The 11,928-nt window shown below is 55.8% G+C and carries 15 protein-coding genes; 6 read left to right on the top strand and 9 right to left on the bottom strand.

The features are described 5' to 3' along the window. Nucleotide 1 precedes the first annotated feature (1 nt). Nucleotides 2-1,030 carry a ribose-phosphate pyrophosphokinase gene (locus AAC637_RS05505; protein ID WP_340243405.1) on the bottom strand — a complete coding sequence of 343 codons (1,029 nt, stop codon included), beginning with the start codon at nucleotides 1,028-1,030 and terminating at the stop codon, nucleotides 2-4. Nucleotides 1,031-1,134: 104 nt separating this feature from the next. Here AAC637_RS05505 and AAC637_RS05500 point away from each other — a divergent pair, with 104 nt between their 5' ends. After that, nucleotides 1,135-1,734 (top strand): 2-hydroxychromene-2-carboxylate isomerase, encoded by a 600-nt coding sequence (locus tag AAC637_RS05500; protein ID WP_340302655.1) that lies wholly within the window; start codon nucleotides 1,135-1,137, stop codon nucleotides 1,732-1,734. Here AAC637_RS05500 and AAC637_RS05495 read toward each other — a convergent pair. From AAC637_RS05495 to AAC637_RS05470, 6 genes are all read right to left on the bottom strand, one after another. Continuing rightward, nucleotides 1,731-2,786 (bottom strand): threonine aldolase family protein, encoded by a 1,056-nt coding sequence (locus tag AAC637_RS05495; RefSeq protein WP_340302654.1) that lies wholly within the window; start codon nucleotides 2,784-2,786, stop codon nucleotides 1,731-1,733. The genes AAC637_RS05500 and AAC637_RS05495 overlap by 4 nt on opposite strands. Continuing rightward, nucleotides 2,783-3,235, bottom strand: coding sequence for a YcgN family cysteine cluster protein (locus AAC637_RS05490; protein ID WP_340302653.1), 453 nt, complete (start codon nucleotides 3,233-3,235; stop codon nucleotides 2,783-2,785). Before AAC637_RS05490 ends, AAC637_RS05495 begins: the two co-directional genes overlap by 4 nt. Continuing rightward, complete coding sequence (locus tag AAC637_RS05485; protein WP_340302652.1) at nucleotides 3,232-4,158, bottom strand: bifunctional riboflavin kinase/FAD synthetase; 927 nt, start codon at nucleotides 4,156-4,158, stop codon at nucleotides 3,232-3,234. The genes AAC637_RS05490 and AAC637_RS05485 overlap by 4 nt, the downstream gene beginning before the upstream one ends. 71 nt (nucleotides 4,159-4,229) lie before the next feature. After that, nucleotides 4,230-4,682 carry a MaoC family dehydratase gene (locus AAC637_RS05480; RefSeq protein WP_317656279.1) on the bottom strand — a complete coding sequence of 151 codons (453 nt, stop codon included), beginning with the start codon at nucleotides 4,680-4,682 and terminating at the stop codon, nucleotides 4,230-4,232. Between the two features lie 124 nt (nucleotides 4,683-4,806). Beyond that, entirely contained in the window at nucleotides 4,807-5,697 is an 891-nt protein-coding gene (locus AAC637_RS05475; protein WP_340302651.1) for a TIGR01459 family HAD-type hydrolase, read from the bottom strand. 110 nt (nucleotides 5,698-5,807) lie between these two features. Further along, the gene (locus AAC637_RS05470) at nucleotides 5,808-6,731 is read right to left on the bottom strand and encodes a manganese-dependent inorganic pyrophosphatase (RefSeq protein ID WP_340303150.1); all 924 of its coding nucleotides are present in this window, start codon (nucleotides 6,729-6,731) and stop codon (nucleotides 5,808-5,810) included. A gap of 272 nt (nucleotides 6,732-7,003) precedes the next feature. Between AAC637_RS05470 and groES the strand changes: the two genes are divergently transcribed. Together groES and groL are read left to right on the top strand one after the other, a co-directional pair. Next, nucleotides 7,004-7,291 carry a co-chaperone GroES gene (gene groES, locus AAC637_RS05465; protein WP_317656274.1) on the top strand — a complete coding sequence of 96 codons (288 nt, stop codon included), beginning with the start codon at nucleotides 7,004-7,006 and terminating at the stop codon, nucleotides 7,289-7,291. 53 nt (nucleotides 7,292-7,344) lie between these two features. Beyond that, on the top strand, nucleotides 7,345-8,988 hold the full coding sequence (groL, locus tag AAC637_RS05460) for a chaperonin GroEL (RefSeq protein WP_340302650.1): 1,644 nt from the start codon (nucleotides 7,345-7,347) through the stop codon (nucleotides 8,986-8,988). A 91-nt stretch (nucleotides 8,989-9,079) separates the two neighbouring features. Here groL and AAC637_RS05455 read toward each other — a convergent pair whose 3' ends face one another. After that, nucleotides 9,080-9,307 (bottom strand): DUF1150 family protein, encoded by a 228-nt coding sequence (locus tag AAC637_RS05455; protein WP_340302649.1) that lies wholly within the window; start codon nucleotides 9,305-9,307, stop codon nucleotides 9,080-9,082. Beyond that, nucleotides 9,304-9,759 (bottom strand): Hsp20 family protein, encoded by a 456-nt coding sequence (locus AAC637_RS05450; RefSeq protein WP_340302648.1) that lies wholly within the window; start codon nucleotides 9,757-9,759, stop codon nucleotides 9,304-9,306. Before AAC637_RS05450 ends, AAC637_RS05455 begins: the two co-directional genes overlap by 4 nt. A 205-nt stretch (nucleotides 9,760-9,964) precedes the next feature. Here AAC637_RS05450 and AAC637_RS05445 point away from each other — a divergent pair, with 205 nt between their 5' ends. The 3 genes from AAC637_RS05445 to AAC637_RS05435 are packed head-to-tail and all read left to right on the top strand — an operon-like array spanning nucleotide 9,965 to nucleotide 11,800. Beyond that, nucleotides 9,965-10,183: a YdcH family protein gene (locus tag AAC637_RS05445; RefSeq protein ID WP_317656269.1), complete on the top strand. Its 219-nt coding sequence runs from the start codon at nucleotides 9,965-9,967 to the stop codon at nucleotides 10,181-10,183. 59 nt (nucleotides 10,184-10,242) lie between these two features. Beyond that, nucleotides 10,243-10,734: a 5-(carboxyamino)imidazole ribonucleotide mutase gene (purE, locus tag AAC637_RS05440; protein ID WP_340302647.1), complete on the top strand. Its 492-nt coding sequence runs from the start codon at nucleotides 10,243-10,245 to the stop codon at nucleotides 10,732-10,734. Then, nucleotides 10,724-11,800 carry a 5-(carboxyamino)imidazole ribonucleotide synthase gene (locus AAC637_RS05435; protein ID WP_340302646.1) on the top strand — a complete coding sequence of 359 codons (1,077 nt, stop codon included), beginning with the start codon at nucleotides 10,724-10,726 and terminating at the stop codon, nucleotides 11,798-11,800. Before purE ends, AAC637_RS05435 begins: the two co-directional genes overlap by 11 nt. Nucleotides 11,801-11,928: the final 128 nt, after the last annotated feature.

The following is an 11,928-nucleotide window of genomic DNA, read 5'->3' as shown; positions in this document are numbered from 1 at the left end:
CCTAGCGGCCCCACATTCCGTTGGGATACAGCCCTTCATAGATCGGCACGAGGGTTTCCGTCTCAAACAGGGATGAGACGCTTGTGCCATTCCAAATGTTCAAAATTGCCTGTGCAAACATGGGCGCGGTGGGAACGATGCGAATATTGGGGCAGTTTTTAACGGCTTCGGTTGGCTCTATGGTGTCGGTCAAAACTAGGGATTTCATGACCGATTTGCTCACGCGCTCTACCGCAGGGCCAGACATCACGCCGTGGGTGATATAGGCATGCACTTCGGTCGCACCATGTTCAAGCAACACTTCGGCCGCTTTGCACAATGTGCCAGCGGTGTCGCACATATCATCCACGATCAAGCATCGCTTGCCTTCGACATTCCCGATCACGGTCATTTCAGCAACCTCACCTGGCTTTTCGCGGCGCTTGTCCACGATTGCCAAAGGCGCGCCAATGCGCGTGGCAAGTTCGCGCGCACGCGCCACGCCACCAACATCAGGCGAGATCACCATGACATCATCCACCTTGCCCTCAAATTGATGCAAGATATCCAGCGCGAAAATCGGGCTCGCATAGAGGTTGTCCACGGGGATATCGAAAAAGCCTTGGATCTGTGCGGCGTGTAAATCCATGGTCAATACGCGCTCAACGCCGCCTTCGGCAATCAGGTTCGCCACAAGTTTCGCAGAGATTGGCGTGCGCGCCTTGGTGCGGCGGTCTTGGCGGGCATATCCAAAATAGGGGATCACCGCCGTGATACGTGCAGCAGATGAGCGGCGCAGCGCGTCAGCGATAATCAACAGCTCCATCAAGTTGTCATTAGCAGGCTTCGATGTGGGCTGGACGATGAACATATCCTCGCCACGCACGTTCTCGTAAACTTCCACGAAAATTTCTTGGTCGTTGAAACGTTCCACGCGGGCATCCACAAGACCCACTTTCATGCCGCGATGCATCGACATCCGTTTTGCAATCGTCTTGGCCAATTCGCGATTGGCGTTACCAGAAATCAGTTTTGGGTCTGAGGCGCTCATCTTTTCGCAAAGTCCTTGATCTGTGCAGGGCGCGCCCCACTTGGCGCGTTGACACCCCCTAGCACTCAGGCCAACTTGACGCAAAGCCAAAAAGGATCCGCGAAATGTCGCATATTGATTATTATTTCTCGACCATCTCTCCCTACACCTATCTCGCGGGAAAGCGACTTGAGGAGATTGCCGCCGCACATGGGGCGACCATTCGGTATCGACCTTTGGATATTATCGCCCTTTTTGCGCGTACGGGCGGCACACCACCCGCCGAACGCCACCCCGCACGGCAGGCCTATCGCCTGCAAGAGCTGCAGCGCCAGTCTAAGAAGACGGGGCTTGCCCTCACGCTGAAGCCTGCATTTTTCCCAACCAATTCTGCGCCATCATCTTATGCCATTATTGCGGCCCAAAACGAAGGTGGCGGGGATTTGGCCGAACTGGTTCACGGGGTCACCCGCGCGGTGTGGCGCGAGGAAAAGAACATTGCAGAGGATGATGTGATCCGCGCTGCTCTGACGGCTGCAGGCTTTGACCCCAGCTTGGCAGATCGCGGGCTGTTATTGGGGGCCGAAGAATATGCTGCCAATCTCGAAGCCGCGGTTGAGGCAGGTGTTTTTGGCGCGCCCTTCTATGTGGTGGATGGGGCCACGCATTTCTGGGGGCAAGACCGCCTAGACGATCTTGCGCTCCATTTAGAGGGCAAGCTCTAGCCCGCCTTAAAGCAGTCCAATAGAGCCTGAACCTTGCTCTGTGAGCATGACCAATCGGTGACGAGGCGGCAGAGGATCAACTCATCCTCTGGCCCCTCAAGCGTGGCGTTGAAGGGAAAGAGGTAATATTGCGCCCCCGCCGCAAAGGCGCGTTTATGGGCTGCACGGGGCAGATGCGCGAACAGCATATTGCCCGCAGGCTCATGCGCGATATGCACCCCCTCGATCTGCGCCAAACCCGCGCGCAATTCTGCCATGCGCGCATTGGCGGATTGCGCCAATCGCAGCCAGAGATCATCGCGCGTATAGGCCTCCATCTGTGCAGAGAGAAAGCGGTGCTTTGACCATAGATGTGCGCCACGCTTGCGGCGCAATTCAAATTCCCACGCCTTTTTCGGGTCGAACAGGATCACGGCCTCAACACCCATGCAGCCGTTCTTTGTGCCGCCAAAACTGACTGCATCCACACCCGCCTTCCATGTCATATCGGCAGGGCGGCAGCCAAGGGCCGCGCAGGCATTGGCAAAGCGCGCGCCATCAAGATGAACGGGCAGGTCATAGGATTTTGCAACATCACTGAGCGCCTTGATCTCGCTTAGGCTATAGGCGGTGCCAACTTCGGTGATATTGGTTAGGCTCACAGGGCCGCGCTGCATGCCGTGCACACCTTTGTCGCCCGTATGTGCAATGGTCTGCGCCAAGCCATCAGGGGTCATCTTGCCCCCTTCGCCTTCGACCAAGGCTAGTTTCGCGCCATTGGCATAGAATTCAGGTGCGCCGCATTCATCTTCTTCGATATGGGCGATGCGATGGCAGAAGATCGACTGCCACGGCTGCACCATCACCGACAAGGCCAAGGCATTGGCGGCTGTGCCCGTGCTGACGAGATAAACCGCCGCCTCTGGGGCCTCGAACAGGTCGCGGATGGATTGGCGCACGCGTGCCATGGCGTCATCTGCACCATAGGGCATGGCATAGCCCTCATTGGCCGCTGTAACGGCCGCAATCACATCTGGATGAGCGGGGCCTGTATTGTCGGAGGCAAAGTTCATAATCCTGGCTCCTCGATAATGTAATCTTCCCAGTCTTCTTCTGGAATGTCGAATTCGGCAACCGTGATCCCGCGCGCGGAAATCCCCGCTTGGTGCACAGTTTCAGGATCCCCTGACACCAAAGGGTGCCACCAATACAAGTCCTTGCCTTCATTCAGCAATCTATAGGCGCAGGTTTCAGGCATGAAATAGGCGACATCCTTCATGCCCTCAGGGGTCAATTGGATACACTCGGGCACAAGTGTTCTTCTAATTTCATATTGTCCGCATCGGCAGGTTGCATCATCAAACAGACGGCAGGCAACCCGTGTCAGGGCCACCTCGCCCGTATCGGCATCTTCTAGCTTGTTGAGACAACATTTCCCGCACCCATCACAGAGGCTTTCCCATTCTTGTGCCGTCATATCGGCCAAGGGTTTGCGTTTCCAAAAGGGGGCTTTCTTGGTCATAACGCAGCAAGGATCTCGCGTGCCATCTGGCTGTCGCGATCCATTTGGGCGATCAAGGCCTCAAGGCTGTCGAATTTCTCCTCACCACGCAGAAACTCGATCAGACCGACAGACATATCCATGCCGTAAATATCGCCTGAAAAATCAAAGATGAAGGTTTCGAGATTTGGCTCTTGCCCATTGAACATGGGCCGCACGCCAAGACTGGCCACGCCGTGATACTGGCCCGCATATGGCCCGCTGCGCAATTCAACCAAAACTGCGTAAACGCCAAGTTTGGGAACGTGCAGGCCATCCAATGACATATTGGCGGTCGGGTAGCCCAATGTGCGCCCCCGTTTCTCGCCATGGATCGCGGGGCCTTCGATGCGGTGCCAGTGGCCAAGCATGTCGCGGGCTTGGCGCGGATCACCCGACCTGAGCGCGTCTCGGATAGCGGTGGATGACACGGCCACACCGGCCGAATTCAGCAGATCGACCACAGTCACATCAAACCCATAACGCGCCCCGAAGGCGCGCAGCATATCTGTTGTGCCTTTGCGACCTTTGCCAAAACAGAAATCCGCTCCCACGACCAGATGCTTCAGACCCAGCCCCTCAACCACCACTTCGCGGATGAAATCTTCTGCATCAAGTGCGGAAAGGGTGCGATTGAAAGGCAGCTCATAGAGGATCTCCACCCCCATTTTCTCAAGGCGATTGGCGCGGGCTTCGGCATTCATCAGCCGAAATGGCGGGGCGTCAGGGTTAAAGAATTCGCGGGGATGCGGCTCGAAGGTCAAAACCCCTAAAGGGGCCTCATGACCGCGGGCAAGGTCGATGCAATGCGCGTGACCTAGATGCACGCCATCGAAATTCCCAATGGCCACAGAGGCGCCACGGTTTTCGGGTCGGACAAATTGATGGTCACGAACGATACGCATACTGCCCGAATATCCAAGCCCGCGATCTAGGGCAAGCATCGGGTCGGAAAAAATCCTGCGCCGCTGCGAGGTTAATCGAATTTCCGTGACGGGGCGAGGACGACTGCTTCGCCTTTGAGGACAGGTTTTCCATCAATCAGGCAGCGCGTCTCAAGGGTCACACGGCGCTTCGCGTGGTCAATCGCCGTCACTTCCACCTCGGCCCGCACTTGATCACCAGGGCGCACGGGTGCCATGAATTTCAGCGTTTGACCCAAGTAAACAGTGCCATGCCCCGGCAGTTGTTCGCCGATAACGGCTGAAATTAGCCCTGCGGTTAGCATCCCATGGGCGATGCGCCCCTCAAAAATCGTGTCACGGGCGTAATCATCGTCAAGATGAACGGGGTTTCTGTCGGTTGAGACCTCGGCGAAAAGCTCAATATCGCGGTCGCTGACAGTTTTGGTCAAATGCCGCGTCATCCCCAATTCGATATCTTCGATGCAGATCGTCCCACGGGGGAGGTTATGACTCGTGTCCAACATTCCAGCCTCCAAGAGAAATTCCCTTCGCTTGGAACTGACCATAGCAAATTTCTGCAATGCAGCAACAATTAAATTAAATCAGGCGCACAAATGTTGTAATTTTGTTGCGTGATAATTTGCCTAATTAGCGTAAGAACCCAATGCTAAATGTTGGGTTTTGACCGCTATCTTTCAGATATTGAGCAAGTTTTTCTGGATTTGGCTGATCGGTTGTTGCTGTTTCTTCGCGGGCCAAACCGCCTGTGATAAACAGCGTATCAATGCCTTCGCCAATCCCGCCCTGCACATCGGTAAAGATGCCATCTCCAACGGCCAAGATTCGCTCGTCACTGATATCATGGCCATTTTGCACCAAGCGCCGCCGTGCCAGATCATAGATGGGGGGGTGGGGCTTCCCGAAATAAAGGCTCTCGCCGCCTATCTCGGTGTAAAGTTTCGCCACCGCGCCAGCGCAATATTCGCGGCTTTCTCCACGGTCCACCACGATGTCAGGGTTTGCGCAGAGAAGCTTGAGCCCGCGTGTTTTCGCCAAAAGCAATTGCGGGTGCAGCACATCAGGTTCGGCATGGGGATCAAACGGGCCCGTGCAAACAATCCCTTCGGCCTCGGCCACATCGACCTTGGTCAGGGTTACAGGGTTTTCAATCAGTTTCATCGGGGCGAAAAATGTGTCATCGCGCGGCTCGCCAATGAAATAGACCTTCTCGCCAACTGCCCCTGTCAGCATCGCTGCCCGTGCGCTGTCGCCAGAGGTTGCGATCATGTCCCACGCATCGCGGGGAACCCCCATTGCATCCAACTGCTTGGCAATCTCGACATGGGCACGTGGGGCATTGGTGACCAAAACTACAACACCCCCTTTGGTGCGAAAGGCCTGCAGCGTCGCAATCGCGTCAGGAAAAGGGGCGATGCCATTATGCACGCAGCCCCAAAGGTCGCAAAATAGCGCGTCATAGCGGTCGGAAATCTCGGAGAGGTGAGAGATGATCGCGGGGGCGTCTGCGCTATGGCTCATGGGGCGGGCTTTCTCTTTGAGGCTCTTCGCGCCTCTCTTACCGCGCCCTGCGATGGGATGAAAGGAAAAGGGCGGCCCTCAGGCCGCCCTTTCATCAAACTTTCATCTGATCAAAGCGCGAGGTTCGGGATGATCTGCTTTTTGCGGCTCACAATCCCTGGCAGCACGACCTGATCGGCATCGCCCACAACGGTAGAAAAACTTTTCTCAGCCACTTGGCGCACCAGATCGTTTGGCACCAAAAGCGTGGCTTCTTCGCGCAGAATATCGATGACAAACAACAAAACCTGATCGGCGCCGTCCTCTTTGGCGACTGTGATCATGCTGTCCATCAGGCTTGCTTTGCGGGACAAAACTGTTGCGGGCGCAGTTGTCTCCAGAACGGAGACACGGAAGGTCTTGCCCCCCACCTCGTAGGTTTTGCTGTCCATGCGCAGTAACTCTGCATCAGAAAAGCGCGAGACATCAGATTTCGCCGCAAACATTTCAGCAGCATAATCGGGGATAGACACGCCCAGATCAGCAGCGAGGCCTTCGGCCACGGCGCGATCATGATCGGTTGTGGTCGGGGAGCGGAATTCCAACGTATCAGACAGGATGCAGGACAAGGCAGCACCTTTCGCCCAATTTGGCATTTTCGCCGCATCATCACCCATCAGGTCAATCATCAAGGTCGCTGTGCAGGCCAAGGGGCGGATGGTGATATCAATCGGCCCTTTCGTCTCAAGCCCGCCCACCAGTTTATGGTGGTCAATGATGGCCTGAACATCGGCAGCGTTGATTGAGGCAGGCAGTTCTGCAGGGTTGTTGGTGTCGACCACAACGCACGCCTGACCTTCTGCAACATCGTCAATAAGACGCGGTTTTGGCAAATCCCATTTCTGCAAAACAAAGGCTGCTTCGGTGTTTGGCTCACCCAAAAGAACGGCTTCTGCCTCTACGCCCTTCACCTGATTAAGATACCATGCCCACAAAATCGGGGAGCCAGTGGAATCTGTGTCTGGCGATTTGTGGCCAAAGACCAAGGTGCTCATGTCATTATCCATCTATTTTTGTGAAAACTCGCGCGCCTTATAGGGCAGGGCTTTGGCCATGTCACGGGGGGCAAAGGCGGGAATTTGTCGCGGCTCTGGCTTTAATTTCCATAATTTCGGCAGGGTTCGTCTGCCCGGAAAATTTTTTCGAAATTTTCCGCATGCGGCCCGTTGACACCTCCGCATCCCCTGCCTATCTGCCTGTCGTTAGCACTCGCATAGACTGAGTGCTAATACAGTGAAACATACGAACCTTAAGGAGTGTTCGACAGATGGCATTGAAACCACTGCATGACCGCGTGCTGGTTCGCCGCGTAGAGAGCGACGAAAAGACCAAAGGCGGTCTAATCATCCCTGATAGCGCAAAAGAGAAACCCGCAGAGGGCGAAATCGTCTCCGTTGGCGAAGGCGCACGCAAGGACTCGGGCGAGCTGATCGCAATGAGCGTCAAAGCTGGCGACCGCGTCTTGTTCGGCAAATGGTCTGGCACCGAAGTCACGGTTGATGGCGAAGAACTGCTGATCATGAAGGAATCGGACATTCTCGGCATCATCGCCTGAGACCGTTCCTGATCGAATTTTTAACCTGATTTCATCCAAGGAGGAGCCCTGAAATGGCTGCCAAGGAAGTCAAATTCAATACCGATGCCCGCGACCGTATGCTCAAAGGCGTCAACACCCTTGCCAATGCGGTAAAGGTGACCCTCGGCCCAAAAGGCCGCAATGTGGTTCTTGAAAAATCCTTCGGTGCACCACGCATCACCAAAGATGGTGTTTCCGTGGCGAAGGAAATCGAACTGGAAGATAAGTTCGAAAACATGGGCGCGCAGATGGTCAAAGAAGTGGCATCGCGCACCAATGACGAAGCGGGTGACGGCACCACCACTGCAACTGTTCTGGCCCAAGCCATTGTGCGCGAAGGCATGAAGTCGGTTGCGGCGGGCATGAACCCAATGGATCTGAAGCGCGGCATCGATAGCGCAGTGACGAAAGTCATCGACAGCATCAAAGCATCTGCACGCCCTGTTGCAGATTCTGATGAGGTTGCGCAGGTCGGCACGATCTCTGCAAATGGCGAAGCGCAAATCGGCCGCATGATCGCAGACGCGATGCAGAAAGTCGGCAATGACGGCGTGATCACTGTTGAAGAGAACAAAGGCCTTGAGACCGATGTTGAGGTCGTAGAGGGCATGCAGTTCGACCGCGGTTACCTTTCGCCTTACTTCGTCACCAACCCTGACAAAATGGTTGCAGAGTTGGACGACTGCTTGATCCTGTTGCATGAGAAGAAATTGTCTTCCTTGCAGCCAATGGTTCCACTGCTCGAGTCCGTGATCCAGTCTCAGAAGCCCCTTCTGATCATCGCTGAAGATGTAGAAGGCGAAGGCTTGGCGACCCTCGTGGTCAACAAGCTGCGTGGCGGTCTGAAAATCGCTGCGGTGAAAGCACCTGGTTTTGGCGATCGCCGCAAAGCGATGCTTCAGGATATCGCCATTTTGACCGGTGGTCAGGTGATCTCCGAAGATCTCGGCATGAAGCTGGAAAGCGTTACGCTTGATATGCTCGGCTCCGCGAAGAAGGTGATGATCAAGAAAGACGACACCACCATCGTTGACGGCGCAGGCGATAAGGCCGAAATCGAAGCACGCGTTTCGCAGATCCGTCAGCAGATCGAAGAAACCTCTTCCGATTACGACAAAGAAAAACTGCAAGAGCGCGTTGCCAAATTGGCCGGCGGTGTTGCGGTTATCAAAGTCGGCGGCATGAGCGAAGTCGAAGTGAAAGAGCGCAAAGACCGCGTGGATGACGCGTTGAACGCAACCCGCGCTGCCGTTCAAGAAGGCATCGTTGTGGGCGGCGGTGTTGCCCTCGTTCAAGGTGCAAAAGCTCTAGACGGCCTGTCTGGTGAAAACGCGGATCAAGACGCAGGTATCGCCATCGTGCGCCGTGCGCTTGAAGCGCCACTGCGCCAGATTGCGGAAAACGCAGGCGTTGACGGTGCGGTTGTTGCGGGCAAAATCCGCGAATCCAAAGACGTCAAGTTTGGCTTCAACGCTCAGACCGAAGAATATGGCGACATGTTCAAATTCGGTGTGATCGACCCTGCGAAAGTGGTGCGCACTGCGCTTGAGGATGCAGCTTCTGTTGCAGGCCTCTTGATCACCACCGAAGCAATGGTGGCCGACAAGCCAAAGAAAGATGACGCACCTGCAATGCCTGACATGGGCGGCATGGGCGGCATGGGCGGCATGATGTAATCATGCCCCCAAGGCCCCGTGGCTTTAGACAAAGGAAAGGCCCGCGTCACGCGGGCCTTTTTTCATTTGGGGTAAATGAAACCGTTGCGTGTTAATGGACGCTTACAGGTGTCAGATCATTTTGGCGCGCCACAACGAAGGCCAAGGCGCGATCTTTGACTAGGGCCAATTGCGTGCCTTCCTCGGTTCCAATTGCGTAAAGCTGTTCGCGCGCACCCGCTTGGGCGCGAATCTCCGAAGGCAGGCGCGCCACATCAACGGGGCGGATATAAACGATAGGCCGCTCGGACTTGCTATTTGGGTGTTCGGGATTGGTCATGATCTTCCCCCTTTCGTTTGCAGCGATTTTGAGGCTGCACCAGAATTTGAAATCTCAATCTTGCGCACAACGCTATCGGGCTGCAGGCGATGCAGGTCGATATGCAACAGCCCATGCTCCATCGTGGCGCCTGTCACCTCGACCCCATCGGCCAAGACAAAGCTGCGCTGAAATTGCCGCGCCGCAATCCCACGATGTAAAAAGATGCGCTCCGCATCCTCATCTGATTGGCGGCCACGGATCACCAATTGGCGATCTTCTTCTGTGATTGAGAGATCTGTTTCGGCAAAGCCTGCCACCGCTAAAGTGATGCGATAAGCCGTGTCGCCGCGTTCTTCGATATTATAGGGGGGGTAACCATCATTCCCAGATTTCACAGTGCGTTCGACCAAACGTTCGAGTTGATCAAAGCCCAACAGAAACGGGTGCGTCCCTAGGGTTAGTTTCGTCATAAGGCACATCCTTTGATAAGCGATCTGTGCAAGCGCCAGCCCCGTAATTCGGCAACTGGATCTGAGATAAATATGGGGCCTGCCCAATCCCCCTGCAAGCCCTGTTTGCATCTGGATTACGCAGGCGCGCCATTTCCTTTGCGTGGCGTGCAATGTCACAGTATGGTGCGGCACCACCCCAGATTCAGAAAGACATAAGCGCCCCATGAACGCCCCGACCGAAATGAGCCACGAAGACGTGCTGCGCATCCGCTTGGAGGTGCTTAAGCGCGAGCATCGGGATTTGGACGAGGCGATTGCCGCCCTTGAGACACGGCCAAGCCCTGATCAATTGACGCTGCGCCGTCTGAAAAAGCAGAAGCTGTCCCTCAAAGATGCGATCACCCGCATTGAGGATGAACTCACCCCTGACATCATTGCATAGCGGTTTGATCTCGCTATAGTGCGCCCCTCTCACAAGGCTTATTGCAAAGGATCCTCCCCATGGCGGATATCGAAATTGGCATCATCATGGGCAGCCAGTCTGATTGGCCCACCATGCGCGAAGCCGCCGAAATGCTTGACGCGTTGGGCGTTCCTTACGAAACGAAAATCGTTTCTGCGCATCGCACGCCTGATCGGCTGTGGGACTATGGTAAAACCGCCGCAAGCCGTGGCTTGAAGGTGATTATCGCAGGCGCAGGTGGGGCCGCGCATTTGCCGGGTATGATGGCGTCAAAGACCCGGGTGCCCGTCATCGGCGTGCCCGTGCAAACCAAGGCCTTGTCTGGGGTTGATTCGCTTTATTCGATTTTGCAAATGCCGCGCGGATTTCCTGTCGCGACCATGGCGATTGGCGCTGCCGGGGCGGCCAATGCTGGGCTGATGGCGGCGGCCATTTTGGCCGGACATGACGCAGATCTTGCCGCGCGTCTGGATCAATGGCGCGCTGATCTCTCCGCTTCGATCCCTGAGGAACCTCAAGATGACGCATGAGGTTCTGCCCAATGGCAGCGTGATTGGTATTTTGGGGGGCGGTCAATTGGGGCGCATGCTTGCTATGGCCGCAGCACGCCTTGGGTATAAAGTTCGGATTTTCGAACCAAGCGCACAGGCCCCGGCGGGTGATGTTGCAATATCCGTGACGCAAGCGGGATATGATGATCATGAGGCGCTCAAGGCCTTTGCGCTGTCTTGCGATGTGTTGACCTTTGAATTTGAAAATATCCCAAGCGCGGCCTTGGCCCTGCTCGAAGATACGCGCCCGCTCTTTCCTGCGCGCACTGCGCTTGAAGTGTCTCAGGATCGCTTGGTGGAGAAGGATTTTCTCAACAGTCTTGGTCTGAAAACAGCGCCTTATTGTGCGATTGATGCGGCCGAGGGCGTGGCGCAGGCCCTTGAAAAAACGGGCTGTCCCGCGATCCTCAAGACCCGCCGTTTTGGGTATGACGGCAAGGGGCAAGCGCGGGTTATGGCCGCGTCCGAGGCGGATGCCGCTTATGCTAGCCTCAATGGGGCGCCTGCAATTGCCGAGGGCTTTGTAAAGTTTAGCCGAGAGGTTTCGGTGATCATTGCGCGCGGGCGCGATGGCCGTGTCTCGGCCTATGATCCAGGTGAAAACATCCACCGCGATGGCATTCTTGCAACCACCACTGTCCCTACTGACTTGCCTGCCATGCTGCGCGCAGATGCGGTTTTGCTGGCCTCAAAAATTGTCATGGCTTTGGATTACGTGGGCGTAATGGGGGTCGAGCTGTTCGTCACGCCTGAGGGCTTGGTCGTCAATGAGATTGCACCACGGGTGCATAACTCTGGCCATTGGACGCAAGCAGGTTGCGCAGTCGATCAGTTCGAGCAGCACATCCGCGCCATCACTGGTTGGCCCTTGGGGGATGGCAGCCGTCACGCAAATGTTGAGATGGAGAATCTCATCGGTGATGATGTGGCGCGCGCGGCTGAAATGGCCGAGACAAAAGGCGTTCAAATCCACCTATATGGTAAGGCTGAAACCCGTGCAGGCCGTAAGATGGGCCATGTTAATCGAGTGACCGGCGCGGCGTGATCCTGCCTCTTGGGAAGGGTGTCGGAAATTTTGCCGCGCTTCTGCCCTTGCGCCGCGCTCTCGCTTGACTATAACGCCATCAATTTGCACCGCTCTCGAAGCGCGCCTTTGCGTGCGCGGTCGCACCC

It is taken from the genome of Roseobacter sp. HKCCD7870, assembly GCF_037830315.1.
Classification (GTDB): domain Bacteria; phylum Pseudomonadota; class Alphaproteobacteria; order Rhodobacterales; family Rhodobacteraceae; genus M30B80.
The sequence above is the reverse complement of the archived record's forward strand: the minus strand, read 5'-3'. Positions and strand labels throughout refer to the sequence as shown.